This is a genomic window from Micrococcaceae bacterium Sec5.8, from assembly GCA_039636775.1.
Lineage (GTDB): Bacteria > Actinomycetota > Actinomycetes > Actinomycetales > Micrococcaceae > Arthrobacter.
The window spans coordinates 3,570,360-3,597,296 of sequence record CP143429.1 but is presented as its reverse complement, the minus strand read 5'-3'; the positions used below and the strand labels follow the sequence as shown (position 1 = coordinate 3,597,296).

Here is a 26,937-nt window from a genome sequence, read left to right as displayed (position 1 = left end):
CTGTCTCCCATAATGTGTGAATTCGCTGCGTGGCGGGGCTTGTGAGCTCGGTGCGCATGAGTGCCCGTAGGGGGATCTTCTTGCGGACGCTGGTTAGGGGCCGCTTCTGGGAATATGGCGAAATGAAGAAGTTCATGCGATCACTGGCAACCGACATTCTCAGCGCCATCGGTCCAGGGCGCCGGTTCGTTGCAATCGATGGCGTGGATGGCAGTGGCAAGACATCGTTCGCCGCAAACCTGGCCTTCGAGATCCAGAATCGACCCGTGATTGTCGTCCACGCCGATGACTTTCTGAACCCCTCGCCTGTCAGGCATGCCAAGGGACGTGCCTCACCCGAAGGGTTCTGGCAGGATACCTACAACTACGCTGCCCTGCAGGATCAGTTGCTTACGCCACTGGGCCCAAAGGGGGACGGCTGGTACTCGCCGGCTTCCTATGACTCAGTGACCGACCGAATGGCACTAGTGGAAGTCGTTCGCGCTCCATCAGATGCACTGGTCGTTGTCGAAGGCATGTTCCTGCACCGGGATGAACTCGTCTCCTACTGGGATGCTTCGGTGTTTCTGGACGTTCCGTTCACTGAAACCGCGGCACGAATGGCAGTTCGGAACGGGAGCAACCCCGACCCTGAGCACCCAACGATGCGCCGGTACGTCGGTGGACAGCGCCTCTACTTCGACGCTGCACGCCCCTGGGAACTTGCCACGTTCGTCGTAGATAACTCTGATTTCACTTCCCCAAAAGTCATCCGTCCCGACATGGTTTCAACTGTCCGGTGAAGGTTCGACCAACGGCCACGGACCAGGGAGCGGCTCCTGCCGCCCAATACGCTGGACCAAAGAGATGATCGCGCCGAGCAACGATTGAGTCGTTTTCGTGGCCGTCACCGTAGGCGAGGTCGTGGGGGCAGCCAAGACGCATTTCCACCCAGACCCCGAGGGCAGCGCCCCCGCAGGCCACTTTCTAGGGGGCGTAGTCGTCGCTCCGGTGTCGCTGAACGATGGCAGCGAACTTTTGCGTCCGGTCAGGGATCCTTCACCGGGCGCCCCATCTATCTTGGCCTTGGCTGGCCAATTTGAGTCCCCGTTCTAGGGAAGTATCGTGATGGGCTCCTGCGGCATTGCGCAGGAAACGAGTGTGAAGGCAGGGGCTTCTGCATCCGCTCGGTTGTTCCGGCCCGTGTCGTCGCACCAGTCGATGTCATATGGGTAAGCGGCAATAGAGCCCTCTCCTGCCGCGGCTTCGGGCGGCATTCTGAAGGTGTAGGTGAATCCGCCGGCATCGTTCATTGGGGCCGTGGTATCGATGACTTTGCCACCGCTGAAGTCTGTCACGGTGATCTTGATGCGGGCGTTCTCCCCGTAGCGCGGATTGCACTGCGCGTCGGAGGCTGACACCGTAACCTCCTCGCCAGTCCTAATACTGGATGGGTTGGCCGAGAACTTAGGGGGAAAGCATGGCGGCTCGCCCTGGGAAGAGGAGCTGCAGCCTGCTACGGCAGCCGCCGAGAGCACGACAATCAAACTGATCGTCAAGTGCGATCGGGCCATTGATATCTGCTGCCACACCCGAGCCACACTTGCCCCCGTTCACATTAAGCCTGACCGTCCTCGGCTTCAGCATGGCACTGCACTTGACGCTTGCATATGCGCCTGGCCACTTGTCAAAGCACGGTCTTCCCCAACTCTCAGGTAGTGGAGCGGGCCAGCCAAGGCCAAGATAGATGGGGCGCCCGTGAAGGGATCGCTTGCCGAGACAAACAGCAGTCACTTGGTATCGATCATGCTGCCCCACCGGCGAATGCTCCCGCGATCTCGCTCTGGGTGCGGATTCCGCGCTTGGCCCGCGAGCCTCCCGCGGGCCTTGTTCGGTCATCGGTTGTTCTGGCTGGCCGTACGGGTACAAGCTTTCCGGAAACACGACGACGGCGCCGGCTTCGCCCGCCGCGACAAGTACCGTTAACTTGGCGCCGGGAAGTTCCTTCGCCCACTGTTAACACCCCACGTTTTCGCGCGGTACTGCGAGCCGTGGGCGCAGTGAAAGACGGCTTGGGCGCCCCTGAGCAGCCCGGCGAGCTGCGCCGCGCCGGACACGTCCACAGCCTTCTTTTCGAGCAGCGGTTCATCGGGCCCGATGCCGGACCGGGTAAGCACGCGGACCCGTTGGCCCGCCGCAGCGAGCTGTTCGACTACCGCCCAGCCGACGGGACCGGTGACGATGAACAAGGCAGGGGCTCCGGGGGATCAAGGCTGGGACATGGCGGTCTCACTTTGCCGTTATTGCACGGCTGCGCCGGCATTGCCCGCGAACATTCCGAACCCGGACCATCGAGGACATTCTGCGCCTCGCCGCGAGCATTTTGGCAGTGCCCGGGGCGGCCCCGCCGTGCTTCGGACTCCTGGCGCGGTCCCGTCGGCGTCGGCCCCTGTTGTCTCCCCGCAGCGCTCGATAGACTGCCACTGCGCCTGCCTGGGCGCGCCGAGGCTTCCAGGAAGGATCCAAACATGTCTGAAAACACCGAGTTTGATCACACCGCAGCAGAACCGGAAGAAGAGCCGGCAGCAGAGGGCCAGTACGTCGCGGGCGACTACGGCGCGGCCGGTGCCACCGGGGAGAACCCGGCCGGAGCCGAGGAAGGAGAATACCCCACCGGTGACTATGGGGATGCGGGCGTCAGCAGCCCAGCCGCCGTCGGCGCGCCCGAGGGCGACTACCCCGAGGGCGACTACGGGGATGCAGGCGACAGCGCGGCCACTGCCGTCGGCTCGGAAGAGGGCGACTACCCCGAGGGTGACTACGGCGCAGCCGGTGACTCCCGGACCGGCCGGGCCGCCGACAGTGGACCCGCGGGGCGTGAGGCGGCGGACAAATCAGACCGCGAGGCTCACCGGGGAGACCATTGACGGACGGGCTTCGCCAAGAGCGAAATGCCGCGCAACAGGCGGTTGCTTCCAGAATCAACCCAGGAATTCCGGGATGATCGCCGCCTGAAGGCTCTTTCTATCGGCTCGATAATTCAAAGTTGAGCGTAGGTCGCTCAACTTGAATTGACTTAGCGCGGGGTCCGAGTAAAGTTGAGTGCAGATCGCTCAATAACCCTCGGGCCCCTGCGGTCCGCAGCCACTCAGGCGAGTTTCCAAGGAAAGAAGGACGCAACATATGTCACGTGCAGTAGGTATTGACCTCGGAACAACTAACTCCGTCGTCTCCGTTCTCGAAGGTGGCGAGCCCACCGTCATTGCCAACGCCGAGGGTGGACGCACCACGCCGTCGGTCGTTGCATTCTCCAAGTCCGGCGAAGTCCTGGTTGGCGAGATCGCCAAGCGTCAGGCCGTCAACAACATTGACCGCACCATCGCTTCCGTCAAGCGCCACATGGGTACCGACTGGAGCGTCGCCATTGACGACAAGAAGTACACGGCGCAGGAAATCTCCGCCCGTATTCTCATGAAGCTCAAGAACGACGCCGAGTCCTACCTGGGTGAAAAGGTTACGGACGCCGTGATCACCGTTCCTGCGTACTTCAACGACGCCGAGCGCCAGGCCACCAAGGAAGCTGGCGAAATCGCCGGCCTCAAGGTCCTGCGCATCGTCAACGAGCCCACCGCGGCGGCCTTGGCCTACGGCCTGGACAAGGGCAAGGAAGACGAACTCATCCTCGTCTTCGACCTCGGCGGCGGAACCTTCGACGTCTCCCTCCTCGAGGTCGGCAAGGACGAAGACAACTTCTCCACCATCCAGGTCCGCTCCACCGCAGGCGACAACCGCCTCGGCGGCGACGACTGGGACCAGCGCGTCGTTGATTACCTGCTGAACCAGCTCAAGGTCAAGGGCATCGACCTGTCCAAGGACAAGATCGCCCTGCAGCGCCTTCGTGAGGCAGCAGAGCAGGCCAAGAAGGAACTGTCCTCCTCCACCAGCACCAATGTCTCCCTCCAGTACCTCTCCGTCACCCCCGACGGTCCGGTGCACCTGGATGAGCAGCTGACCCGCGCCAAGTTCCAGGACCTCACCAAGGACCTGCTCGAGCGCACCAAGAAGCCGTTCCACGACGTCATCAAGGAAGCCGGCATCCAGCTGTCCCAGATCGACCACATCGTTCTGGTCGGCGGGTCCACCCGCATGCCCGCGGTCTACGACCTGGTCAAGGATCTCGCCGGTGGCAAGGAACCGAACAAGGGCGTCAACCCCGATGAGGTTGTAGCTGTCGGCGCCGCGCTCCAGGCTGGTGTCCTCAAGGGCGAGCGTAAGGACGTTCTCCTGATCGACGTCACTCCGCTTTCTCTCGGCATCGAGACCAAGGGCGGCATCATGACGCACCTGATCGAGCGCAACACGGCCATCCCCACCAAGCGTTCCGAGACCTTCACCACGGCTGATGACAACCAGCCGTCCGTGGCCATCCAGGTCTTCCAGGGTGAGCGTGAATTCACCCGGGACAACAAGCCGCTGGGCACGTTCGAGCTGACCGGGATCGCACCGGCTCCGCGCGGCGTCCCGCAGGTCGAGGTCACCTTCGACATCGATGCCAACGGCATCGTTCACGTTTCGGCCAAGGACAAGGGCACCGGCAAGGAACAGTCCATGACCATCACGGGCGGTTCCAGCCTCTCCAAGGAAGACATTGACCGCATGGTCAGGGATGCCGAGGAGCACGCAGCGGAGGACAAGGCCCGCCGCGAGGCAGCCGATACCCGCAACACCGCCGAGCAGCTCGCCTACTCCGTGGACAAGCTGATCGCCGACAACGCCGACAAGCTGCCGGACGAGGTCAAGACCGAGGTCCAGGCCGACGTCGACGCCCTGAAGGCAGCCCTTGAGGGCACCGACGACGCCGCGGTGAAGACCGCGTTTGAGAAGCTGCAGGCTTCCCAGACCAAGCTCGGCGAGGCCATCTACGCCCAGGCCGGTTCCCCGGACGGCGCCACCGGCTCCGACGGCTCCACAGGTGCCCCCGCCGGCGAGTCCGCAGCGGGAGCCGACGAGGACATCGTCGACGCTGAGATCGTTGACGAAGACGAGAAGAAGTAATCATGCCGCACCACGGTAACGAAGAAGAGCACGGTTCTTCCGAGAGCCGTCGCGAGGCTGAACAGCGGGAGAACGAGCCGCAGAAACCGATCATCCACGACAACCGCAAGGTTGACCCGGAGACCGGCCAGGCCCGCCACCCCGACCAGGAGCACCCCGCCGCGGGGGAGTCCAAATCCGGGGACGCGCTGTCCCAGGCCGAGGACATCCTCAACAGCGTGGAGGTTCCGGCCGCGGATTCCGTGGCCCAGGGCGCTGACGGCGCGGAGGCGGAGGAGCTCAGGAATGACCTGCGCCGCCTGCAGGCCGAGTACGTCAACTACCGCAAGCGCGTCGAACGCGACCGTGCCGTGGCAGGGGAAATGGCCGTCATCGGCGTCCTGAACTCCCTGCTCCCGGTACTGGACGACGTCGACGCCGCCCGCCAGCACGGTGATCTCACGGACGGACCGTTTGCCGCGATCGCCGCCAAGCTGGAGAACGCGCTGAAGACGTACGGCCTGGTGCGCATTGATGAGACCAACGTGGAGTTCGACCCCACAATCCATGAGGCCCTCATCCAGCAGCCCGGCACGGACGTCGAGATCGACACCGTCAGCCAGGTCCTGCGCTCCGGCTACAAGAGCGGGGACCGGGTCCTGCGGGCAGCCCAGGTCATCGTGGCTGTCCCGGCGTAGCTACCTCCTGCGCTACGCCGGATAGGGGGCGGTGCCCGTCCCCGGCTGCTCCCGACGCTCGCAAGCTCGCGTCGGGGCCCTCGCAGCCGTGGGCCCATCGCGGTAGCCACACCGCCGCCCCCTATCCGGCCTCCGCGCCGGCTCGTTGCTCGCCTCATGTGAATGGACCCCCTCCTTCGCTTCGGCGTTCACCGGTAGTCTCGCCTTAATTGTTTTGTATTTGAAAGGAAACGCCATTGGCTAGCCAGGACTGGGTGGACAAGGACTTTTATAAGATCCTTGGAATCGCCAAGGACGCTTCCGACGCCGACATCAAGAAGGCTTACCGGAAGCTCGCGCGGCAGCACCATCCGGACACGAACGCGGGGAACGCCGCTTCGGAGAAGAAGTTCAAAGACATCTCCGAGGCGTACTCTGTGCTGTCCGATGCCGATGAGCGTCAGCAGTACGACGCCATCCGGGCCATGGGCGGCGGCGCCCGCTTCGCCCCCGGCGGAGGCGGCGGAAGTGCCGGCGGAGCCGGATTCGAGGACCTCTTCGGCGGCCTCTTCACCGGCGGCGGCGGCGGCGGGGGACGCCAGCCCGGTGGGTACAACACCTCCGGCGGTATTCCGCCCGAATTCGCCGACCTCTTTGGCGGCGGCGGCTTCGGCGGTGGACAGTCCTTCCAGCGCGCACCCCAGAAAGGTGCGGACCGTACCGCGTCCACCACCATTTCCTTTGCCGGGTCCATCCGTGGCACCACCATCGGCCTGCGTGAACCGGACGGCGAAGTGATCGATGTCCGCGTGCCGGCCGGCATCAAGGACGGACAGAAAGTCCGTGTCCGCGGCAAGGGCCAGCACGGTCCGGCCGGGTACGGTGACCTCATGGTCACCGTCTCGGTCAAGCCGCATGATTTTTACGTCCGTGACGGCGACAACCTGCGCATCCATGTTCCGGTGACCTTTCCGGAGGCAGCCCTGGGCTCGGACATCGATGTTCCGACCCTAGACGGTGACAAAGTCCGGGTGCGCGTTCCGGCCGGAACGGCGTCGGGCCGGACCCTTCGGGTCAAGGGCCGCGGCGTGAAGCATGCCAAAGCCACCGGGGACCTCCTGGTGACGATCGACGTCGCCGTTCCGCGGAAGCTGAACAAGGAAGCCGAGGAGGCCGTCAAGGCGTTCGCCGCGGCGACCACCGGTGAGGACGTCCGCGCTGAGCTGGCAGCCAAGGCCCGGCTCTAGGGACGGATGCCTGCCATGGCCATCGACTACGAGCAGCCGATCTTCGTCATCTCCGTCGCGGCGGAGCTGGCGGACATGCACCCCCAAACGCTGCGGCAGTACGACCGGCTGGGCATCGTCTCGCCCAGCCGGGCCCCGGGCAAGTCCCGCCGGTATTCCCAGCGGGACGTCAACATGCTCCGCGAGGTGCAGCGCCTCTCGCAGGAAGGCGTTTCCCTTGAAGGCATCAAACGGATTCTCCAGTTGGAGAACCAGGTGGCGGCCCTTCAGCGGCGCGTCGCCGAGCTGAGCGAGGAAATCGAACGCCGCCCGCGCGCTCTGGACTCCCGCATCTTCGCTGCCGGAACGGCGGGAGACGTCGTCAGCCTCGTCCGCGGCAAGCGCCCCCGCGCCCGCTCCCAGGCCGTGGTCGTCTGGCGGCCGCGCACCTAAGGACCTAGACGGTTGGGCCGCGCCGGGCGAAGGTCAGGTGGATGACACCGCTGGGTGAGGGCGCCGCCTCGATGTGGAAGCGTTGCTCGAGTCCTTCGAGGCCGTCCCAGAGCCGTTCGCCCCGGCCGAGCAGGAGCGGTACAAGAACGATGTGCATCTCGTCGATCAGGTCGGCCTCGAGGAACCGGCGGATAGTGGTGACGCCGCCGCCGATTCGCACGTCCAGGTCCCCGGCGAGGGCGCGTGCCTGCTCAAGCGCATCGGCGGGTTCGGCGTCCACAAAGTGGAACGTGGTGCCGCCGTTCATGGTCAGCGCCGGGCGGGGGTGGTGGGTCAGGACGACCACGGGGGTGTGGAAGGGCGGGTTGTCGCCCCACCAGCCCTGCCACTGCTCATCGGCCCATGGGCCGCGCTGAGGCCCGAACTTGTTGCGGCCCATGATCTCCACACCGATGCCGGTGGCCCATCGGCTTGCGAAGACTTCGTCGATGCCCTTGGAGCCCTCCTCCTCGCCATGGAAGCCCAACTGCCCGAAGGTGCGGGTCGGCAGAGCCCATTCGAGCAGACGAGTCCCGGCGTGCCCGAAGGGCGCGTCCAGCTGTTGTCCCTCACCAGTGCCGAAACCGTCGACCGAGACGGAGAAGTTGTGAACGCGGACGAGTGACATGGGGCTCCCTTGCTCGTGGTCGGGTGCGGGAGGCGACGCGCGGAACGGCCGGCCTCAACCGCACGCAGTCTGCAATCGATGCGCCGACCGTAGCGCAGGCTGCCGGTAACCCGCAAGGAGTTTCAGGGCGGTGCATGCTCCTCAGTAGCTGGCCGTGCCTCCGCCGTCGGGCCTGATGTATTCGGCGGCAAGAGCTTCCGAGCCGCGGGCCAGCAACGCCACGTCCGCTCCGACCAGCACGAACGACGCGCCGGCGGCCAGGTAGCCGCGCGCAGTGGCCGGGGTGAACGCGTTCACCCCGGCCGGTTTCCCGGCCGCCGTGGCGGCAGCAAGGCAATGCTCGACGGCGGCGCGCACCCGGGGATGCTCCTGCTGCCCCAGCAGCCCCAGGGACGCGGCGAGGTCGGAAGGCCCCAGGAAGATCGCGTCGACGCCGTCCACCCGCAGGATGTCCTCCACCGAGTCAACGGCTGTTCCCGATTCGATCTGTACCGTGACGCTGATGGTTTCACTGGCCGTGGCCAGATAGCCGGGAACGCGGTTCCAGCGGGCCGCCCGGGCCAGCGCGGACCCGACACCGCGCACTCCGTGGGGCGGGTAGCGAGTGGCTGCCACGGCCGCCTCCGCCTCGGCAGCGGAATTCACCATGGGGATCAGCAGGTTCTGGACGCCCAAGTCGAGGTACTGCTTAATCACCACGGTGTCGTTGACGGGGGGGCGGACCAGGGTGTGGACCGGGTAGCCGTTGATGGCCTGCAGTTGGGCCAGGATGGATTCCAGCCCGTTGGGGCTGTGTTCGGCATCCACCAGCAGCCAGTCGAGGCCGGAGCCGGCGCAGAGTTCGGCTACCAGGGGGCTGCCGGAACACACCCACATGCCCGCCAGCGGGCGGCCGGCAGCGCCGGATTGGTTGCGCAGGGCGTCCCGGAACGTGGCGTTTATTCGAAGCGGCATGTGACGGCTCCCAGCGGTCCGTAATCGGCATGGATGGTGTCGCCCTTGTAGACCCAGAGGGGGCGGGTGAAGGAGCCGGCGAGGATGATGTCCCCGGCCTTCAGACTGTCCCCATGGGGGGCGATTTTGTTGGCCAGCCAGTGCACCCCGTTTGCTGGATGGTCCAGGACCCCCGCGGCGACCCCGGTCTCCTCCACGGTCTGGTTCTTGTACAGGATGGCTGACACCCAGCGCAGGTCGACGGCGTCGGGACGGACGGGGTTGCCGCCGATCACCATCGCGCCCATGGCCGCATTGTCCGAGATGGTGTCCACGATGGTCCGGCCTTCCATCTCGATCCGGGAATCCAGGATCTCCAAGGCCGGAACGACGTAGTCCGTGGCGTTCAACACATCGAAGATGGTGCAGCCGGGCCCGGCGAGGTCTTTCTTCAGCACGAAGGCCAGTTCCACCTCCACACGGGGATGGGTGTATTTCTCCCATTCCACGGAGCAGCCCGTTTCCAGCACCATGTCATCGAAGATGGCACCGTAATCCGGTTCGGTGATGCCGGTGGCCGCCTGCATGGCCCGGGAGGTCAGGCCGATCTTGCGGCCCACCAGGGTCCGTCCGGCGTCCTCGTTGCGCCGGCGCCACAGCTGCTGTACGGCGTAGGAGTCCTCCACCGTCATGTCCGGGTAGCGGGCCGTCAGGCGCGGGACCGGCGTGCGGCTGCGGCCGGCTTCGACCAGCTCGTCGGCGATCGCCTCAATTGTCCTGGTATCCAGCATGGTTACAGCTGCGCCCCGAGCTTGAAGCCGGTCTTTTCGCCGGGATGGCCGTCCTCGTCCTTGCGGGTGTAGGAGAAGCCGTCGGCGCCGACCGTTACGGCCATTTCGCTCTTTTCCGCACGGACGATCACCGGCTGCGGGTTGCCGTCCAGGTCCAGGACCAGGGAGGCCTCGGTGTACCAGCTGGGCACCACAGCGTTGCCCCACCAGTCGCGGCGCTGGTTGTCGTGGACGTCCCAGGTGATGGTGGGGTTGTCCGGGTCGCCGGTGTAGTAGTCCTGGGTGTAGATCTCGATGCGGTGGCCGTCCGGGTCGAGGATGTAGAGGTAAAAGGCGTTGGACACGCCGTGCCGGCCCGGTCCCCGTTCGATCCGGTCGCTGATGCGCAGGGCGCCCATCTTGTCGCAGATCTGGATGATGTTGTGCTTCTCGTGCGTTGCGAAGGCGACGTGGTGCATGCGCGGGCCGTTGCCGCCGGTCAGGGCGGTGTCGTGGACGGTCTGCTTGCGGTGCATCCAGGCAGCGTAGGTGACGCCGTCGGAGTCCTGGATGTCCTCGGAGACCCGGAAGCCGAGGTCCTCCAGGTAGGCGCGGCCGCGCGGCACGTCCGGGGTCACCTGGTTAAAGTGGTCCAGCCGGACCAGCTCGCCGGCGCTGTAGAGGTCATACCGTTGGGTGAGCCTTTCGACGTGCTCCACGTCGTAGAAGAATTCGTAGGGGAAACCCAGCGGATCCTCCACCCGGACAGAGTCGCCGACGCCCCTGGTGAAGCCCTCCTTGCGGCGTTCGGTGCGGCAGCCGAGTTCCTTGTAGTAGGCCTCTGCGGCATCCACTTCGGCGGGGGATTTCACCCGGTAGGCGAAGGCGGCAACGGCGGCAACGGGGCCTTTGCGCAGCACAAGGTTGTGGTGGATGAACTCTTCCAGGGACCGCAGGTAGATGTTGTTTTCATCCTCTTCGGTGACGTGCAGGCCCAGGAGATCAACGTAGAACTCGCGGGATTTCGCGAGGTCGGTGACGACGATCTCCATGTAGGCGCAGCGGACGATGTCGGGGGCCGGGACAGTGGGGGTGGGGACAAGGTTGGTCATGGTGGGCTCTCTTCGTTGAGGACGGAGGCGCGGGTCAGGCGCCGAATTTGGGGGTATGGACGGTACCGAGGGTGATGTGGACGGCCTGCTGGTCGGTGTAGAAGTCGATGGAGCGGTAGCCGCCCTCGTGGCCGAGGCCGGAGGCTTTGACCCCGCCGAACGGGGTGCGCAGGTCGCGGACGTTGTGGCTGTTGAGCCAGACCATTCCGGCTTCGACGTTCTGGGAGAAGTTGTGCGCCCGGGTAAGGTTCTGGGTCCAGATGTATGCGGCCAGCCCGTATCTGGTGTTGTTCGCGAGGGCGAGGGCTTCCTCGTCGGAATCGAACGGGGTGATGGCGACGACGGGGCCGAAGATCTCCTCCTGGAAGATCCGTGCCTCCGGGGCGACGTCGGCGAACACCGTGGGCGCAATGTAGTTGCCTTCCGGGAGGTGGTCCGGGCGGCCGCCGCCGGCCAGCAAACGGCCCTCGGACTTGCCGATCTCCACGTACCGGGCCACCTTGGCATAATGCTCCGGGTGGACCAGGGCGCCGACCTCGGTTTTGGGGTCGTGCGGGTCGCCGACAACGATGTTCTTCGCTCGGGCCGCGTATTTGTCGCAGAACTCCTCGTAGACCGCGCGTTCCACCAGGATCCGGGAGCCGGCCGTGCAGCGTTCGCCGTTGAGCGAGAAGACCCCGAACAAGGCCGAATCAATTGCAGCGTCCAGGTCCGCGTCCGCGAACACGACGCACGGGGACTTGCCGCCGAGCTCCATGGAGAGGCCCTTGAGGTTCTCCGCGGCGTTGCGGAAGATGGTCTGGCCGGTGGTGGTTTCCCCGGTGAAGGAGATCAAGGGGACATCGGGGTGCTTGACCAGGGCGTCGCCGGCTTCCTCGCCGAGGCCGTTGACCAGGTTGAACACGCCGTCGGGCAGGCCTGCGTCCTTGAAGATCTGCGCCCACAATGAGGCGGACAGCGGCGTGAATTCGGCCGGCTTCAGGACCACGGTGTTGCCGGTGGCCAGCGCCGGCGCCAGTTTCCAGGACTCGAGCATGAAGGGCGTGTTCCAGGGGGTGATGAGCCCGGCGACGCCGATTGGCTTGCGGTTGACGTAGTTGATCTGGGCGCCGGGGACCTTCATGGCGTCATCGAACTGCGCCACGATCAGGTCCGCGAAGAAACGGAAGTTCTCCGCGGCGCGCAGGGCCTGGCCCTTGGCCTGGGTGATGGGCAGGCCGGTGTCGAACGTTTCCAGCTCGGCGAGCCGGGCCTCCTGGGCTTCGACGGCATCGGCGATCCTGTTCAGGACGCGGGCCCGCTCGCGCGGCTTCATCTTCGGCCACGGGCCGTTGACGAACGCTTCCCGGGCAGCAGCGACGGCGAGGTCGATGTCCTCTTTCTGCCCGGCGGCGGCCGTGGCGTAGGTGGTGTTGGACACCGGATCCAGGACATCGAAGGTCTTGCCGCTGACGGAGTCAACGAATACGCCGTTGATGTAGTGCTGGATGTGGGTGGTCAGGTCCTGCGGAACATGATGGGCGGTGGCTTCTTCGGCGGTGAACGTCATTGTTTTTCCTTACTGGTCTTGCAACGAATTGCTTTGGGCGAGGTAGGCGTCCAGGGTGGCGGAGCGGTGGAGGCGGGCGGCCTTTTCGATGTGGTCGGCGCTGGCACCGGATTCAATGAGCTGCAGGAGCGCCTCGTGTTCGTCCACCGATTCAGGGGCGCGGCGGGGAACGAAGCGGAACGTGGAGGACCGGAGCGAGGCCAGCCGGTTCCAGCCCCGGTGGACCAGGTCCAGGATGTGCGGATTGGGGCAGTGCTCGAACAGGATGCTGTGGAAGTCCTGGTTCAGCTTTGTGAACCTGACGGGGTCGAAATGCGTGAGGCACTCGCGCAGCTCGGTGTTCACGGCCCGGGCCCGGGCCACGTCGGCCTCCCCGATCAACGGAGCGGACAGCGCCGTCGCGGCGCCTTCAACGATGCTGAGGGTCTGCATCGTGTAGAGGTATTCGGTGGGGTCGATCCCGGAGACGGTGGCCCCGACGTTCCGCTCGAAGGTCACCAGGCCCTCGGCCTCAAGCCGCCGGATGGCTTCCCGGACCGGCACCACGCTGACGCCCAGGTCCTCGGCGATCTTGGCCAGCACCAGCCGGTATCCCGGGGAGTAAGTGCCGTCCACGATCCGCGCCTTGACCGCTGCGTAGGCCTGCTCGGACTTGCTGCCGGCGGATGTACCCGAGGCGCGGAGTGTGTCAGTCATGGGCTGTGCCGGCTTCCCACTCCTCATAGCGGGTCCGCCATTGAGTGTTCAGGGGGTAGAGGCCGTCCACGCTGTGGCCTTGCTGCACCATTTCGGCGATGAAGGTCTCCTCGCGTTCCTGGGCGAGGGAATCGTCGGCAAGTTCTTCGGCCAGTGCCGGCGGGATCACCAGGATGCCGTCTGCGTCCGCCACGATGATGTCCCCGGGCTGCACTGTGGCTCCGCCGCAGGCAATGGTGATGTCGGTGTCCCACGGAATATGCCGGCGGCCCAGGACGGCCGGGTGCGGGTTGGCGTAGTAGGTTGGCATGTCCAGGGCAGCCACCGCGGAGAAGTCGCGGACACCGCCGTCGGTGATGACGGCGGCGGCGCCGCGGACCTGGGCGCGGAGCGCCAGGATGTCGCCGATGGTTCCGGTGCCCTTTTCGCCGCGGGCTTCCATGACGAGGATCTCGCCCTTATTGACGGAGTCGATTGCCTTTTTCTGGGCATTGAAGCCGCCGCCGTGGGTTTTGAAGAGGTCTTCGCGGTTAGGCACGTAGCGCAGGGTCCGGGCCAGGCCCACGATGCGCTTCTCCGGGCGGGTGGAGGTGAGGCCGTCGATGCTGACGTTGTTCAGGCCGCGCTTGCGCAGCTGGGAGGACAGGGTGGCGGTGCAAACGCTTTCCAGTTTTGCCTTCAACTCCGGGCTCAGGACAGGTCCGACGGCGGCGGCCAACACGCCGGGTTCCGCGTCGGCGCCGGTGGCGGGGAGCCCGGCGGCTTCCCGCGAGCCGTACGCTTCCTCCCGCTGGAGGTCGTCGGTTTTAGGCTGCGCGCCAAAATCCGCGAACGGCGTCGTGCCGTCCACCACCCGGGTGACCAAGCGGCCGGTGGAGAGGGCGGGAAATGCTGCGCCGCCCGCCGCCGGGCTGTCGGCGCCCTGGGTGCTGACTTCGACCTCGACTTCGTCGCCCGGCGTGGCCACCGTTGCCCCGGCGGGGGTTCCGGTCAGGATGATGTCCCCCTCTTCGAGGGTCACCAGCTGCGAAAGGTCGGCGACCAGCCGGGCGAACGGGAATAACAGGTCCGCGGTGGTGTCGTCCTGGATCAGGGCGCCGTTGTGCCAGGTGCGGATCCGCAGTTTTTCGGGGTCCACAGCGTCCGCGGCGATCAGGCCCGGGCCGACCGGGGTGAAGCCGTCACCGCCCTTGGACCGGAGGTTGGAGCCCTTGTCGGCGTAGCGGAGATCGTAGACACCGAGATCGTTGCTGGCCGTGACCCACTCGACGTGGCTCCAGGCGTCCTGGACGCTTACGCGGCGGGCCGGTTTGCCGATGATCAAGGCGATCTCGCCCTCGAAACCGAGGAGCTCACAGCCCAGCGGACGCTCCACCGTTGAACCGCTCAAAGCCAGGGAGGAAGATGGCTTCAGGAAGTACGACGGCTGCACTGGAGTGCGGCCTCGCTGGGCTGCCCGGCTGGGGTAGTTGATGTGGACCGCAATGACTTTGCGGGCCGCGGCCAGGATTCGGTCGGTGACCTGTTCCAAGAATTACTCCTCATCGAGTACGAAATCGTATACGAAAACTATGACCCAGGAGGGGGCGATCGTCAACCCCCGTGGCAGCGGGACGGATGGCTGCTCTTGTAACGCAGGTCATAACTGCGTACAGTTCTGCTGGGACATGAAGTTCGATAATAGAACGTTGCGTTCTATTATCGAACACACAATGGATCCAGGTTCGAGCGAAGCGACGGCGTCGGTCCGCCACACAACGAAGTGAGGAAAGCCCGTGCAGTTCCACCATCACGGTTACGTATCCGGTGACCCGCGAATCCAGCCGGCCGCCGGCGTCGGGATCGATCGGCCCACGCAACTTCCGGACGAGGTCGACGTGCTCATTGTCGGCTCCGGCCCTGCGGGGGCGGTCGCAGCGGCTCAGCTGTCGCAGTTCCCGGGCATCACCACCCGGATTGTCGAGCGCCGCGGCGGGCGGCTCCCCATCGGCCAGGCCGATGGCATCCAGGCCCGCAGCGTCGAGACCTTCCAGGCCTTCGGCTTCGCCGAGCGGATCATTTCCGAGGCGTACCGCATCACTGAGATGGCGTTCTGGAAGCCGGACCCCGCCGATCCGTCCCGGATTGTCCGGTCCGCCCGGGCCAAGGATGACACGACCGGCATCAGCGAGTTCCCACACCTGATCGTCAACCAGGCCCGCGTGCTCGACTACTTCAGCGAATTCATGGCGAACGCTCCCACCCGCATGAGCGCTGACTACGGCTATGAGTTCCGGAGCCTGACCGTCGCCGACGAAGGGGAGTACCCCGTCACCGTCACCCTCGCCCACACGGCCGGCCCCGAACTTGGCCAGGAGCGCACCGTCCGGGCCAAATACGTCATCGGTGCGGACGGTGCCAGGAGCCGGGTGCGGGATGCGATCGGTTGCACCCTCGCAGGCGATCAGGCCAACCATGCCTGGGGTGTCATGGATGTCCTCGCCGTCACGGATTTCCCGGACATCCGGACGAAGTGCGCCATCCAGTCCGGCACCGGCGGCAGCATCCTCCTGATTCCGCGCGAGGGCGGCTACCTGTTCCGCATGTACGTCGACCTCGGGGAAGTCGATCCGAACGACAACGGAGCCGTGCGCAGCACCACCATTGAGCAGATCATCGCCCAAGCGAACGAGATCCTCCATCCGTACACCCTCGACGTGCGTAACGTGGCCTGGCACAGCGTCTACGAGGTTGGACACCGCCTCACCGACCGGTTCGACGACGTCCTTCCGGACCAGCGCGGCACCCGTACGCCGCGGGTGTTCATTACCGGCGATGCGTGCCACACGCACAGCGCCAAAGCAGGCCAGGGCATGAACGTCTCCATGCAGGATGGCTTCAATCTGGGCTGGAAACTCGGGCACGTGCTGGAGGGCCGCAGTCCGGAAAGCCTGCTCTCCACCTACTCCGCGGAGCGCCAGGTCATTGCGAAGAACCTCATCGACTTCGACAAGGAGTGGTCCACGCTCATGGCGAAAAAGCCGGAGGAGTTTAAGAGCCCCTCGGAGCTTGAGGACTTTTACGTGAGCACGGCAGAGTTCCCCGCCGGTTTCATGACCCAGTACTCACCCTCCATGCTCATCGCCGCGCCCGTACATCAAGACCTCGCCGCCGGCTTCCCCATCGGCAAGCGTTTCAAGTCCGCATCCGTGGTGCGGGTCTGCGACACCAACCCGATGCACCTGGGCCACCACGCAACGGCGGACGGCCGGTGGCGCATCTACGTCTTCGCCGACGCCGCCGCGCCTCAAGCGGCAGAGCTGGGGGGCGCGTCGCCCGTTGCCGCGTTCGCCGACTGGATCGCGAACGCGCCGGACTCGCCCCTCGCTGCCACCCCCGAAGGTGCCGACCGGGACGCGTGGTTCGACGTAAAGGTCATTTACCAGCAGGAGCACACAAGCGTCGACATCGGCGCGGTGCCTCCCGCGTTCAAGCCGCAGGTGGGGCCCTTCCAGCTCACCGATTACGAGAAGGTCTACGCCACCGATCCGGCCGCGGACATCTTCGAATTACGCGGCCTTCACCGCAGCGGCGTGGTGGTGGTGGTGCGCCCTGACCAGTACGTGGCCAATGTCCTGCCGCTGACGGCGACCGCTGAGCTCGGTGCGTTTTTCGCCCCTCTCCTTCAGGCGGGCTCCCGCGTTCCCGAACTCCAGGACCACGCAGGCTAAGCCGCGGCGCTACGGAAGAGGCCACACGACGCGTGAAAAGCCACACGCTGCGGGAATCCCCGCAGCGCGTGGCTTTTTGCGTGTCGCCCGCCAGGATCCGTAGCGGACAACGGTGGCCAGAGGCGTGTGTCAGTGGTGCTCGACCCAGCAGGCCAGGATGGTGGTGGAGAGCTGGTAGGCCAGGGCGTTCCGGGTGATGCTCTCGGGCCCTAATGTCGCCGGGAGGCCGGAGGCATCCACGTGGAGAACGAAGCTGTCCTTTTGGAACACGGCTGACCCGTCGGCGGTTTCGTAGGCGGGGAAGCCGAGGTTCGCCAGGCCCTGGATGGGTTTGGCGTCCTTCGCCAGGGCCTGCATGGCATCGAAGTAGGTGCGTGCTGATGCCTGGTCGGTGGCTTCCTGGACGGAGATCTTCAGGGCTCCCTCGGTGAGGTGATAGGTGCAGGTGAAGGTGCTGTCGGCCCAGTTCTTTACGGTGTGCGGTTTTGCGTCCAAATTAAGGATGGAGGTGAGCCTGTCCATCGGCTGGTCCCCGCAGACCATCAGGGCTGCCTCACTGGGGCCCTGGGCTTGGGCCGCAGCCGGAGAGGGGGAGGAGCCGTGGTTGTGGCCCCCGGCGTGTCCTGCCTCGGCGGCGACGGAGGCGGCGGGTGCGGAGGGGGACGAGGAGGGAACGACAGCCGGGTTAACCTGGCCGACGGATCCGGCGGCCGCCGCGCAGCCGGAGAGCAGCAACGAGCTGATGGCCAGGGCGGCCAGGGTGTGCTTGTGGTTTTTCATGTCCAGTCCATTCGCGCCATTTGCCGCTTCCGGTAGGAGCGGGAGTTCCGTGGGTCAGACTTTGAGTTTTGCGTAGATGACGTAGTTGTCATCGAAGAGCTGGGTGCCGGGGTCGTAGCCGTCGCACGTGATGAGCCGGAGCTCGGCTCCGGGGGTGTTGCCGTAGACCTCGAGGGTGGGGAAGTTGTTTTTGCTGTACTGGGCACCGTGATCGACCGTGAACACCGCCGTGGTGCCGTCGGCCCGTGCAACGTTGATCTCGGTGCCCGGGGTGAGTTTGCGCAGGTCTGCGAAGACTCCGGTGGCTCCACCGAGTGCGTTGACGTGGCCCAGCATGACGGAGGGGCCGCGTTCTCCGGGGGTGGGGGAGCCGTTGTACCAGCCGGCGGGTGCGCCGTTGCCGGAATCCTCCGGGACCTGGAGGGAGCCGTTCTCACGGAGCCCGAGTTTCAGGGGCTCGGTCCGTAGACCGATCGCCGGGATGTCCAGGGTCACCGGTTCGGATCGGGGCAGCACCGCGGGACCTGCCACAGCAGCCGGACTCGGTGGGGCAGGGGCCGGCGGGGTGGAACCGGGGGCGGCGGGAGATGAGATGGCAGCCGAGGGTGTGGCGGACGCCGGGGGTGGGGGGCCGGCGTCGAGCGTTCCGCTGGTTCCTGTACCGCAGCCGGCCAGGGTCAGCAGGAGCAGAACCCCGGCCGCCGTGGCGGCACGGAGGCCTTCATGGCGGCCGGGATTCTTGGTTCTCACAGTAGTGATCCGAACGGCCGGTGCTTAGGCCGCTGCACCGGCGGTGCGGCGGCGGACCACGTAGGCTCCGCCGGCGAGGGCGACCAGGGCGAGGCCGCCACCGACGGCGAGGGCGCCGGTGTCGGTTCCGGTTTCCGGGGTGACGCCGGTGTCAGCGCCGCCGGCCGGCATCTTCATCTGGCCCGCGGTCAGGGTCCCGCACAGTGCGGGGGACGTGGCGGCCAGCGGAAGCGTGGGGGCGAGGTCGGACTTGGCGGCCTGCCCTGCCGCGCTCAGGGTGGCCGGATCAAGGCCGTGGACAACGACCACGGCGGTGCCGGCTTCCAGGGCCGTCTTGGTTTCGGCGTTCAGTTCGAACGTCCGGTCAACGGTGTAGGACGCGCCCTGGCCGCCGACTTTCAGGTCAAGGCCGGCCGCGGGGCTGGTGTCGCCGCTGGTGGAGAGGGTGGTGACGATTCCGCCGTAGAACGGGGCGCCTTCGGTGGTGGAGATGACCTTGTCGCCGTCCTTATCCGCGGTGGGTGCCGGGCAGGTGCCCTGGGCTCCGCCGTGGATGTGCTGGACGTGCGGGTACGGGGCGTCCATGAACGTCGCGGGCATGCCCGATACCTTCAGGACGACGTGGGCCTGGTTGCCCGTGACATCGACTGTGATGGTGCCGGCGCCTGTGCTGCCGTTAACCTGGCCCAGCGTGGACTGGTAGGAGTGGTCTGCTGCCATTGCCGGGGAACCGGAAACCGCCAGGGCGGCCAGGGCCAGGGTGGGGACCGCCAAAAGGCGAAGGGTCTTCTTCATTGAATAAATCTCCTCATACACGCGCGTGTGATGTTCGCGCCCCGGAAGGGGCCAGTGGTACTTCGGAGCAGTACTGGAAATAGATGGGTGCGGAAGTGCTGCGGCCCACAAATGTTTGACCGGCCGCCGGCCGGCAGGCGGCAGATGACGCGCGAAAGGCCACGCGCTGCGGTGTACCCGCAGCGCTTAGCCTCTTGCGCGTCGCCCGGCAGGTTCCGCAGCGAAATGCAGCCGGTCAGCCGTTGATGACCTGGGGGACACCCAGCGCCTTGAGCCCTTCGACGCCGAACTCCAGGCCGTAGCCGGACTGCTTGGCACCGCCGAAGGGGACCCTCGGGTCAACGGCGCCATGCTTGTTGATCCAGACGGTTCCGGCCTCGATCCGGGCTGCCACTGCGCGGGCAGCGGCCGGATCGGCGGACCAGACCGAGGCGCCGAGTCCGACGTCGAGGCCGTTGGCCATGGTCACGGCCTCATCCACGGTGTTGTAGCGGACGATTGGCAGGGCCGGACCGAACTGCTCCTCGGACACCAGGGGATTGGTGTTCTCGATATCGGCCACCAGGGTGGTGGGATAGAAGTAACCGGGCTGGTCCGTGTCCGGGTTTCCGCCGAGAAGGATCCTGGCCCCGGAACCGCGGGCGGCCTCAACGAGCCCGGCGACGATGTCGAACTGCTGCTTGTTCTGCAGTGGGCCGAGCACATTGGCCTCGTCCAGTCCGACGCCCATCGGCATGGCAGCGGCAACGGTGGTCAGTTCTTCGCAGACGGCATCGTAGATGTCGCTGTGCACATAGAGGCGCTTGAGGGCGGCGCAGGTCTGGCCGGTGTTGATGAAGGCGCCCCAGAAGAGGCCCTCGGCGATCGCCTTCGGATCGGCATCGGGCAGGACAATGCCGGCGTCATTGCCGCCGAGTTCCAGGGTGAGCCGTTTAACGGTGTCTGCAGAGGACCTGATGATGGCCTTGCCAGTGGCGGTGGAACCGGTGAACATGACCTTGCCGATTGCAGGGTGTTCGGCCAGCCGCGCCCCGACGTCGCGGCCGCCGGAGACGACGGTGAGGAGACCTTCGGGCAACTCCTGGTTGAGGACCTCCGCCAAGGCCAGGACGCTGAGCGGGGTGTACTCGGAGGGCTTGACCACCACGGCATTGCCCATCCGGAGTGCTGGCGCTATCTGCCAGATGGTGATCATCATGGGCCAGTTCCAAGGCCCGATCGCCCCGACGACGCCAATGGGCCGGTAGTGCAGTTCGGCCCGGGTTTCCCCGTCGTCCACCACGGTTTCCGGGTCCAGTGCGGTGCCCGCCGCGGCACGGAGCCACGCGGCGCAGGCGCCGACCTCGAACCGCGCGTTAGGGCCGTTCAGGGGTTTGCCCTGCTCGCGGGAGAGCAGGCGGGCAAGTTCTTCAGCGGAGCGTTCGACGGCGTCGGCCGCCTTGAGCAGCGCCGCGCTCCGGCCGTCATGGCCCAGCGCCGCCCACGCGGGCTGGGCGGCGGCGGCGGCGGCGATGGCGCGTTCCAGGTCCGCCAGGGAGTGCACCGGCGCCTTGCCGACGACGGCGCCAGTGGCGGGGTCAAAGATGGTCCGGGTTTCGCCGGCGGCGGGGGTGATTGAGGCCAGGAGGGCATCGTAGGTTTCCAAGGGGTACTCCACTTCGAGTAGGTGGTGCGCGGGATCAATGAGGCGCCGGTAGTGCGGGGCGGTAAGACGCCGGGGAATCCGGGTGGGGCCGTACCGATACGTCCGAGTGTCCTCCGGTGCGGGGGCCCAGTCTTGTCTTTGCGCGAACTGCAGTTGACCCACTGCGAAGGATCGTGCCGGCCCGTAACGCCGTTGCGCTGAGGAACAACAACCGGTCGCTGAGCGACAAAAGGGTGACGGCCGTCACCTGCCATGCTGGATTTGAGCGATGCCAGCACTCCCAATTCCCGGACGGTCTACTTTTGTGAACCGTCATTTCAGACTCATGACCGTTAAGAAGGATGCGATGAGTATTTCAAATTCCGAGTCCCGGACCGCGACAGCCGGACCCCGCGACGAGCACTCCACAGCGTTGCGCGCCGGCAGTGTCGGCGTTATGGGCATTCTCTTCTTCGTTTTGTCGGCCCAGGCGCCGTTGACCGGAATCGTCGGGGCATCACCGCTGGCCGCGGCCCTCGGCAACGGCCCCGGCGCGCCCGGGGCGTACCTGGTGGTGGGCATCGTCATTGTGATCTTCGCCGTCGGGTTCGTGGCGATGAGCCGCAAGATCCAGGCAAACGGCGCCTTTTACGCGTACGTCACGGCCGCCTTTGGCCGCAAAACCGGAGCGGGGGCAGCGTGGCTGGCCCTCCTCGCGTACAGCACGGTCCAGGCCGCAATGTACGGGCTGTACGGCGCCGCGTTCTCGGGGCTCCTCGGATCCGCCGGCATTGCGGTTCCCTGGTGGTTACTGGCCATGGTCACCATGGCCGGTGTTCAGGTGCTGGGATCGCTCAACATCGAACTGGGGGCCAGGGTCCTGGCGCTGCTGGTGGGCCTTGAGGTCGCCATCCTGATCCTGTTCGGCGTCACCGTGCTGGTGCGCGGCGGTGGACCGGAGGGGCTGTCGCTGGCGGCGTCCTTCTCGCCCGCGGCGATCGCCACCGGCGCCCCGGGCGTGGCCATCATGTTTGCTGTTGCCTCGATGTTTGGGTTCGAGTCAACGGCCATCTACTCGGCTGAGGCCAAGGATGCCCACCGCACGGTGGCCCGCGCCACGTATCTTTCGGTGGGGGTCATCTCCGTCTTCTTCTCCTTCATTTCGTGGATGCTGGTCAGTTACTACGGCCCCTCGCACGTCGCTGACGCGGCGGGGGCGGCCCTCGAATCGGGTGATTCCACCTCCTTTGTGCTGACACCAATGGTGGAGCTGTTCGGTCCGTGGGCCGGAATTGCCACCGGCATCCTGCTCGTGACGTCCCTGCTGGCCGGCATCATTGCCTTCCACAACGGCATCAACCGCTACCTCCATTCGCTGGCGCTGCGCGGGTCACTGCCGGGAGCCGTGGCCCGAACCAACCGCCACCGGGCTCCGGCTGCCGCGGCGCGGATCCAGACCGTCATTGCATTGCTCCTCGTGGCACCATTCGCCCTGTTGTCCTTGGACCCGGTTCTGACTCTTTTCTCCTGGTTCAGCGGGCTGGCCGTCGGGGCGCTCCTGGTCCTGTACATCCTGTGCTCCCTTGCTGTCGTCGCGTACTTCCGGCGCCACAAGACTGCAGGGCAGCTTTGGCAAACCACGGTGGCGCCGGTCCTCGCCACTGTGCTCCTTGGCTGGGTACTGTCCCTCGTTGTCAGTAACTTCACAGCCCTGATCGGCGGCAGTGCCGAGACGGCGGTGGGCCTGCTGATCGCTGTGCCCGTTGTGTTTGCGGTCGGCGTGGCAGTGGAGGTCAGGGTCGAACGCAGGGCTGCCCGGGAGGCCGTCCGCGCTTAGCGGAGCCCCGAACGGGGAAGGGACGGTGCCGGGCAGATCCGGCGCCGCCCCTTCCATATAGGAATCGCGACGTGCTCGATCCGCTCGATCCGCCTTACGCGCCGCGACGCCAGTCGCTCGGTGACGCACCGAACGCATCGCGGAAGGAGCGGCTGAAATGCGCCGCATCAATGAAGCCCCACCGTGCGGCCACGGTTCCGACGGGCATCCCGGCCAGGAGCGGATCCCGCAGTTCACGGCGCGCCCCTTCCAGCCGCTGGGTCCGGATCCAGCTCGCCACGGTACTGCCCGACTCATGGAAGACGTTGTGCAGATGCCGGGTCGAAATGAAGTGGGCTGCCGCGATGGACGCCGGGGACAGTAAGGGATCGGCCAGGTGGGCGTCGATGTACTCGCGGACAGCTGCCGCCAGCAGGGCCTGGGGTTTCATCCGGTCCGGGACCACGTCCAGTTCCGAATGCAGCATGGTGGACACGAGATCGAGGGCATTTGCGGCGAGGCGGGACCCGCTGGGGCCGCCCAGGACATCCAGGTTCTCCGCGAGATGGGCAATAAACGGCCCGACGATGGCGGCGAGGCCGCCGTCGGCAGCCATCCGCACGGCCGACAGTTGCGCGATGCAGTCCGGCGGCAGCGGCAATGCGTCCCAGGGAAACATCACCACCATGAGCCGGGCATCGTCCTCGAAGGCGAGCGTGTATGGGCGGCTGGTGTCATAGATGGACAGGTCCCCCGGGTGCAGTACGGCCTCGCGGTTGTCCTGGATCAGAAGCCCCGTTCCCTGCAATTGGAGATTGAGCTTGAAGTAGCGCTGGTTGGACTGCGCAATGAGTGCCGGCGTGCGGTGGACCTCATGGCTCGTGGCGGATACCTCCACGAGGGCCACCCGGTCCAGTTTCCGGGACCGCATGCGGCCCCGGAAACCGTCCGCATTGTTGCTCGAAGTCGCCAGGGGAACGAAGGATTCCGCGACCAGGTGCCGCCAGTGGTCGAAAGACACAGCGGTGCTGGTGTGGACGTCCTGTCCGGCGGAAACGTGCGATGGGCGGGCTGCAACTGCGGTCATGGGAGGTCCTGGCGCCGTCGAATCTGGAGAAGATGTGTCATGGGACACAGTCATTTCAGGGTAGCGCCGACGCCGCTCGCTGTCATCTTTTTTCCACAGCGGGCGAATAAAAATACGTCTGGCTAGCAGGCCAGCAGGGTGAGGAATCCCTCCAGTTGTTCGTTCAGCCCGAGGTCCACCTGGCCCTCCGGCGCCAGTGCTGCGGCAATCTGCGCACCCAGGAGAAGGTTGAGTAATTGGCCGGCCAGGGCGGCGTCGTCGACAGGGGTGGTGACGGCGCCGGTTTGCCGCGCCTCGGCAAGGTGCTGCCGGATGGCCGCAAGCCACTGTTGCATCGAGTCGCGGTGGATGCGGGCCTTCCCGGGATCGTTGATGGCCTTTTGCCAGAACGGGATCACAATCCGGGCCTCGTTGATCCGTTCCTCATCCAGGGGCAGGACCTCGATGCAGAAAGCCCTGAGGGCCGCAAGCCCCTCCCGCCCGGCGGTGACTCCGGCGATGCGTTCGTTGGTGCGGCTGAAGACGTGCCCGAATGCGAAGGCCAGCAGGTCATCCTTGGTGGGAAAATACGGCTTCAGGGCACCGTTTGCAAAACCTGCCTCCAGGGCAATCTCCCGCATGGTTGCACTCTCGATGCCGAGCCGGGCGATGATCCGCCACGTCGCGTCGACGAGCTCAATCCGCCGCTGGTCGTGGTCAACAATCTTTGGCACCGGGTAGCTCCCCAAAATACTTCACGTCGGACTCTTGTGGCACAGCTTACATTTCCGTATTCTCTACAACTATAGAAAATAAACTTCTGACCCGCCAGGATCTCCGACTGAAAGCCGCCATCATGACCGTACAAACTGACCTCCGCGCCCCCTACCGCTTGACCTCGGCTGCCGAAATTACGGCTGTCCAAGGCATTCTGCGTACTGCGGGACTGCTGGGTGAGGCCCAACGCATCGCCTATCTGGGTCTCGTGGACCCGGCGCGGAGCGCGGCCGCGGAGGCCCAGGACCGGCGGTTCCGGGTGTTCATCCTTGACGTCTCCGGAGGGCGTCCGGCTGATGTGACCGTCTCCGTGTCCACCGGTGAGGTGATCTCCGTCGTCGAACTCGATACGGCAGTGGCCGGCGAGCTTCCCGTCCTCGAGGAGGAATTCGAGGTGGTCGAGCAGCTACTGGCCACGGACGAACGGTGGCTTGAGGCTTTGGCCAGCCGGGGTCTGGAGGTGAACACCGTCCGCGTCGCTCCGCTGTCCGCCGGCGTTTTCGAGTATCCCGAGGAAAAGGGCCGCCGGATTTTGCGCGGCCTGGCTTTCGTGCAGGATTTCCCCGAAGACAGCGCCTGGGCGCACCCCGTGGACGGGCTGGTGGCGTACGTCGATGTCGTCAGCAAGGTGGTCACGCAGGTCCTGGACACCGGCGCCGTGCCGATTCCCGCAGAGCACGGCAACTACACCGATCCGGAACTCACTGGACCGCTGCGCACCACGCAGAAACCCATCAGCATCACCCAGCCTGACGGGCCCAGTTTCACGGTCACCGGAGGCAACCACGTCGAGTGGGAAAAGTGGAGCGTCGACGTCGGTTTCGACGTCCGTGAAGGGGTTGTTCTGCACAACCTCGCGTTCCAGGACGGCGACCGGCTGCGCCCGGTCATCAACCGGGCTTCGATCGCGGAAATGGTCGTCCCGTACGGAGATCCGTCGCCGATCCGGTCCTGGCAGAACTACTTCGATACCGGCGAATACCTTGTGGGCCAGTACGCCAACTCCCTGGAACTGGGATGTGACTGCCTCGGCGAGATCACCTATCTCAGCCCGGTCATCAGCGACGCCTTTGGCAGTCCCCGCGAAATCCGCAACGGCATCTGCATGCACGAGGAGGACTGGGGGATCCTGGCCAAGCACAGCGACCTCTGGACCGGCATCAACTACACCCGCCGCAACCGGCGCCTGGTGATCTCCTTTTTCACCACGATCGGCAACTACGACTACGGCTTCTACTGGTACCTCTACCTCGACGGCACCATCGAATTCGAAGCCAAGGCCACCGGCGTCGTCTTCACCTCCGCGTTCCCCGAGGGCGGCTCGGCCAACATCTCCCAGCTCGCCCCGGGCCTGGGCGCCCCCTTCCACCAGCACCTCTTCAGCGCCCGCCTCGACATGGCCATTGACGGGCTCACCAACCGGGTGGAGGAAGAAGACGTTGTCCGGCAAGCAATGGGCGAAGGCAACGAGCGCGGCAACGCCTTTTCCCGGAAGCGCACGCTGATTGCGCGTGAATCTGAGGGCGTGCGCGAGGCTGATGCCCGCAACGGCCGGACCTGGGTCATCTCCAACCCCCGGTCACTGAACCGGCTTGGCGACCCCGTGGCCTACAAGCTCCATGCCGAGAGCCAGCCCACTTTGCTGGCGGACCCGGGGTCTTCGATCGCCCGCCGCGCCGCCTTCGCCACCAAGGACCTGTGGATCACCCGGCATGCCGAAGCCGAGCGCTACCCGACGGGCGACTTTGTAAATCAGCATTCCGGCGGGGCCGGGCTGCCGGCCTACGTTGCCCAGGACCGGGACCTGGACGGCCAGGACATCGTGCTCTGGCACACCTTCGGGCTCACGCACTTTCCGCGCCCCGAGGACTGGCCCATCATGCCCGTGGACACGGCCGGCTTCAAGCTGCGGCCGGAGGGATTCTTTGACCGCAGCCCCGTGCTGGATGTGCCCGCGAGCGCACAGCCGGCCGGCGGCCACTGCCACAGCTAGATTATGTCCGTGACCGCAAGCGCGCTGGCGGACGGCCGTCCGGGCATCGCCGGTTTGATCTTCCACTCCCGGATCTGCGCGGCAGTAACGGCGCTGTCATGCCTTGCGCACTTGTGGCTGGTTGCCGGGAACCAGCACGGGACGTGGTTGAACCTGCTCATGCTCGCCATGGTGGCAATGTGCCTGCCGTGCGCCGCGCACATTTGGCGCCGGGAACGGGCGGGCGCCGTCCGCAAGATCATGGCCTCGGCCCTGATGATGGCGGGGGTGCACGCGGTATTGCTCCTGGGCACCGGTGCCGGGTCCTCCACCCATGCCCACCATGCCGCGGCGCCCGCGGGCGCCGCGGCCGGGACGGCCTCGGGCGCTGTGGCGCTTCTGGCGGTCATTGCACTGGAAATGGTGACGGCGCTGATGGCCGCGACGCTCCTGGCCCGGCTCCGGGCGCAGTCCCCGTGCTGACGCGCACCAGCCAGGAACCCGGCGGACAGGCTGGGCTTAGCGACAGGTATGCACCAGCGGACGTGCCA

Annotated in this window: 25 protein-coding genes; 10 read left to right on the top strand and 15 right to left on the bottom strand. The window is 65.9% G+C overall.

Annotation, left to right across the window (positions count from 1 at the left end):
- The first annotated feature begins 122 nt into the window (after positions 1 to 122).
- Entirely contained in the window at positions 123 to 782 is a 660-nt protein-coding gene (locus VUN84_16600) for a uridine kinase (protein XAS63891.1), read from the top strand.
- 309 nt (positions 783 to 1,091) lie between these two features.
- Here the strand turns inward: VUN84_16600 and VUN84_16595 are convergent, their stop codons facing one another.
- Together VUN84_16595 and VUN84_16590 are read right to left on the bottom strand one after the other, a co-directional pair.
- Positions 1,092 to 1,400 (bottom strand): hypothetical protein, encoded by a 309-nt coding sequence (locus tag VUN84_16595; GenBank protein XAS63890.1) that lies wholly within the window; start codon positions 1,398 to 1,400, stop codon positions 1,092 to 1,094.
- Between the two features lie 561 nt (positions 1,401 to 1,961).
- Positions 1,962 to 2,228, bottom strand: a complete 267-nt coding sequence (locus VUN84_16590; protein XAS63889.1) for a hypothetical protein — start codon at positions 2,226 to 2,228, stop codon at positions 1,962 to 1,964.
- Positions 2,229 to 2,507: 279 nt separating this feature from the next.
- Between VUN84_16590 and VUN84_16585 the strand changes: the two genes are divergently transcribed.
- The 5 genes from VUN84_16585 to VUN84_16565 all read left to right on the top strand — a co-directional run bounded on the left by VUN84_16585 (position 2,508) and on the right by VUN84_16565 (position 7,369).
- Positions 2,508 to 2,906 carry a hypothetical protein gene (locus VUN84_16585; GenBank protein XAS63888.1) on the top strand — a complete coding sequence of 133 codons (399 nt, stop codon included), beginning with the start codon at positions 2,508 to 2,510 and terminating at the stop codon, positions 2,904 to 2,906.
- A gap of 256 nt (positions 2,907 to 3,162) precedes the next feature.
- Complete coding sequence (dnaK, locus tag VUN84_16580; protein ID XAS63887.1) at positions 3,163 to 5,034, top strand: molecular chaperone DnaK; 1,872 nt, start codon at positions 3,163 to 3,165, stop codon at positions 5,032 to 5,034.
- 2 nt (positions 5,035 to 5,036) lie between these two features.
- On the top strand, positions 5,037 to 5,711 hold the full coding sequence (grpE, locus tag VUN84_16575) for a nucleotide exchange factor GrpE (protein ID XAS63886.1): 675 nt from the start codon (positions 5,037 to 5,039) through the stop codon (positions 5,709 to 5,711).
- 236 nt (positions 5,712 to 5,947) lie between these two features.
- Complete coding sequence (locus tag VUN84_16570) at positions 5,948 to 6,937, top strand: DnaJ C-terminal domain-containing protein (protein ID XAS63885.1); 990 nt, start codon at positions 5,948 to 5,950, stop codon at positions 6,935 to 6,937.
- Positions 6,938 to 6,952: 15 nt separating this feature from the next.
- Complete coding sequence (locus tag VUN84_16565; protein ID XAS63884.1) at positions 6,953 to 7,369, top strand: helix-turn-helix transcriptional regulator; 417 nt, start codon at positions 6,953 to 6,955, stop codon at positions 7,367 to 7,369.
- Positions 7,370 to 7,373: 4 nt separating this feature from the next.
- On the opposite strand, the gene VUN84_16560 is transcribed toward VUN84_16565, so the two are convergent.
- The 7 genes from VUN84_16560 to VUN84_16530 all read right to left on the bottom strand — a co-directional run bounded on the left by VUN84_16560 (position 7,374) and on the right by VUN84_16530 (position 14,627).
- Positions 7,374 to 8,036, bottom strand: coding sequence for a dihydrofolate reductase family protein (locus tag VUN84_16560; GenBank protein ID XAS63883.1), 663 nt, complete (start codon positions 8,034 to 8,036; stop codon positions 7,374 to 7,376).
- A 141-nt stretch (positions 8,037 to 8,177) separates the two neighbouring features.
- Positions 8,178 to 8,990, bottom strand: coding sequence for an HpcH/HpaI aldolase/citrate lyase family protein (locus tag VUN84_16555; protein ID XAS63882.1), 813 nt, complete (start codon positions 8,988 to 8,990; stop codon positions 8,178 to 8,180).
- Positions 8,975 to 9,760, bottom strand: a complete 786-nt coding sequence (hpaH, locus tag VUN84_16550) for a 2-oxo-hepta-3-ene-1,7-dioic acid hydratase (GenBank protein ID XAS63881.1) — start codon at positions 9,758 to 9,760, stop codon at positions 8,975 to 8,977. The genes VUN84_16555 and hpaH overlap by 16 nt, the downstream gene beginning before the upstream one ends.
- 2 nt (positions 9,761 to 9,762) lie before the next feature.
- Positions 9,763 to 10,851 (bottom strand): 3,4-dihydroxyphenylacetate 2,3-dioxygenase, encoded by a 1,089-nt coding sequence (gene hpaD, locus VUN84_16545; protein XAS63880.1) that lies wholly within the window; start codon positions 10,849 to 10,851, stop codon positions 9,763 to 9,765.
- Between the two features lie 34 nt (positions 10,852 to 10,885).
- Complete coding sequence (gene hpaE / locus VUN84_16540) at positions 10,886 to 12,400, bottom strand: 5-carboxymethyl-2-hydroxymuconate semialdehyde dehydrogenase (protein ID XAS63879.1); 1,515 nt, start codon at positions 12,398 to 12,400, stop codon at positions 10,886 to 10,888.
- A 9-nt stretch (positions 12,401 to 12,409) separates the two neighbouring features.
- A complete protein-coding gene (locus VUN84_16535) occupies positions 12,410 to 13,096 on the bottom strand; it encodes a GntR family transcriptional regulator (protein XAS63878.1) in 687 nt (228 codons plus the stop codon).
- Positions 13,089 to 14,627 (bottom strand): fumarylacetoacetate hydrolase family protein, encoded by a 1,539-nt coding sequence (locus VUN84_16530; protein XAS63877.1) that lies wholly within the window; start codon positions 14,625 to 14,627, stop codon positions 13,089 to 13,091. Before VUN84_16530 ends, VUN84_16535 begins: the two co-directional genes overlap by 8 nt.
- A 244-nt stretch (positions 14,628 to 14,871) precedes the next feature.
- Between VUN84_16530 and VUN84_16525 the strand changes: the two genes are divergently transcribed.
- Positions 14,872 to 16,806, top strand: coding sequence for an FAD-binding monooxygenase (locus tag VUN84_16525; protein XAS63876.1), 1,935 nt, complete (start codon positions 14,872 to 14,874; stop codon positions 16,804 to 16,806).
- A gap of 129 nt (positions 16,807 to 16,935) precedes the next feature.
- On the opposite strand, the gene VUN84_16520 is transcribed toward VUN84_16525, so the two are convergent.
- The 4 genes from VUN84_16520 to VUN84_16505 form a co-directional block, all read right to left on the bottom strand.
- Complete coding sequence (locus VUN84_16520) at positions 16,936 to 17,586, bottom strand: hypothetical protein (GenBank protein XAS63875.1); 651 nt, start codon at positions 17,584 to 17,586, stop codon at positions 16,936 to 16,938.
- Between the two features lie 54 nt (positions 17,587 to 17,640).
- Entirely contained in the window at positions 17,641 to 18,336 is a 696-nt protein-coding gene (locus VUN84_16515; GenBank protein ID XAS63874.1) for a class F sortase, read from the bottom strand.
- Between the two features lie 24 nt (positions 18,337 to 18,360).
- Positions 18,361 to 19,131 carry an LPXTG cell wall anchor domain-containing protein gene (locus VUN84_16510; GenBank protein ID XAS63873.1) on the bottom strand — a complete coding sequence of 257 codons (771 nt, stop codon included), beginning with the start codon at positions 19,129 to 19,131 and terminating at the stop codon, positions 18,361 to 18,363.
- A gap of 235 nt (positions 19,132 to 19,366) precedes the next feature.
- Entirely contained in the window at positions 19,367 to 20,776 is a 1,410-nt protein-coding gene (locus tag VUN84_16505) for an aldehyde dehydrogenase family protein (protein XAS63872.1), read from the bottom strand.
- A 346-nt stretch (positions 20,777 to 21,122) separates the two neighbouring features.
- Here VUN84_16505 and VUN84_16500 point away from each other — a divergent pair, with 346 nt between their 5' ends.
- On the top strand, positions 21,123 to 22,592 hold the full coding sequence (locus VUN84_16500; GenBank protein XAS63871.1) for an APC family permease: 1,470 nt from the start codon (positions 21,123 to 21,125) through the stop codon (positions 22,590 to 22,592).
- Positions 22,593 to 22,686: 94 nt separating this feature from the next.
- On the opposite strand, the gene VUN84_16495 is transcribed toward VUN84_16500, so the two are convergent.
- Together VUN84_16495 and VUN84_16490 are read right to left on the bottom strand one after the other, a co-directional pair.
- Entirely contained in the window at positions 22,687 to 23,658 is a 972-nt protein-coding gene (locus VUN84_16495) for a helix-turn-helix domain-containing protein (GenBank protein ID XAS63870.1), read from the bottom strand.
- Between the two features lie 122 nt (positions 23,659 to 23,780).
- The gene (locus VUN84_16490) at positions 23,781 to 24,371 is read right to left on the bottom strand and encodes a TetR/AcrR family transcriptional regulator (GenBank protein XAS63869.1); all 591 of its coding nucleotides are present in this window, start codon (positions 24,369 to 24,371) and stop codon (positions 23,781 to 23,783) included.
- 122 nt (positions 24,372 to 24,493) lie between these two features.
- On the opposite strand from VUN84_16490, the gene VUN84_16485 reads away from it, so the two are divergent.
- Positions 24,494 to 26,407, top strand: a complete 1,914-nt coding sequence (locus VUN84_16485; GenBank protein XAS63868.1) for a primary-amine oxidase — start codon at positions 24,494 to 24,496, stop codon at positions 26,405 to 26,407.
- Positions 26,408 to 26,410: 3 nt separating this feature from the next.
- A complete protein-coding gene (locus VUN84_16480; GenBank protein ID XAS63867.1) occupies positions 26,411 to 26,869 on the top strand; it encodes a hypothetical protein in 459 nt (152 codons plus the stop codon).
- The last annotated feature ends 68 nt before the right edge of the window (positions 26,870 to 26,937 follow it).

Bases quoted from the DNA above. Each gene is read 5' to 3' on its own strand.
- hpaE (XAS63879.1), bottom strand. From the start codon at position 12,400: ATGACGTTCACCGCCGAAGAAGCCACCGCCCATCATGTTCCGCAGGAC.
- VUN84_16520 (XAS63875.1), bottom strand. From the start codon at position 17,586: ATGAAAAACCACAAGCACACCCTGGCCGCCCTGGCCATCAGCTCGTTG.
- dnaK (XAS63887.1), top strand. From the start codon at position 3,163: ATGTCACGTGCAGTAGGTATTGACCTCGGAACAACTAACTCCGTCGTC.
- VUN84_16535 (XAS63878.1), bottom strand. From the start codon at position 13,096: ATGACTGACACACTCCGCGCCTCGGGTACATCCGCCGGCAGCAAGTCC.
- grpE (XAS63886.1), top strand. From the start codon at position 5,037: ATGCCGCACCACGGTAACGAAGAAGAGCACGGTTCTTCCGAGAGCCGT.
- hpaH (XAS63881.1), bottom strand. From the start codon at position 9,760: ATGCTGGATACCAGGACAATTGAGGCGATCGCCGACGAGCTGGTCGAA.
- VUN84_16560 (XAS63883.1), bottom strand. From the start codon at position 8,036: ATGTCACTCGTCCGCGTTCACAACTTCTCCGTCTCGGTCGACGGTTTC.
- VUN84_16585 (XAS63888.1), top strand. From the start codon at position 2,508: ATGTCTGAAAACACCGAGTTTGATCACACCGCAGCAGAACCGGAAGAA.
- VUN84_16485 (XAS63868.1), top strand. From the start codon at position 24,494: ATGACCGTACAAACTGACCTCCGCGCCCCCTACCGCTTGACCTCGGCT.
- VUN84_16500 (XAS63871.1), top strand. From the start codon at position 21,123: ATGAGTATTTCAAATTCCGAGTCCCGGACCGCGACAGCCGGACCCCGC.
- VUN84_16480 (XAS63867.1), top strand. From the start codon at position 26,411: ATGTCCGTGACCGCAAGCGCGCTGGCGGACGGCCGTCCGGGCATCGCC.
- VUN84_16565 (XAS63884.1), top strand. From the start codon at position 6,953: ATGGCCATCGACTACGAGCAGCCGATCTTCGTCATCTCCGTCGCGGCG.
- VUN84_16495 (XAS63870.1), bottom strand. From the start codon at position 23,658: ATGACCGCAGTTGCAGCCCGCCCATCGCACGTTTCCGCCGGACAGGAC.
- hpaD (XAS63880.1), bottom strand. From the start codon at position 10,851: ATGACCAACCTTGTCCCCACCCCCACTGTCCCGGCCCCCGACATCGTC.
- VUN84_16600 (XAS63891.1), top strand. From the start codon at position 123: ATGAAGAAGTTCATGCGATCACTGGCAACCGACATTCTCAGCGCCATC.
- VUN84_16555 (XAS63882.1), bottom strand. From the start codon at position 8,990: ATGCCGCTTCGAATAAACGCCACGTTCCGGGACGCCCTGCGCAACCAA.
- VUN84_16510 (XAS63873.1), bottom strand. From the start codon at position 19,131: ATGAAGAAGACCCTTCGCCTTTTGGCGGTCCCCACCCTGGCCCTGGCC.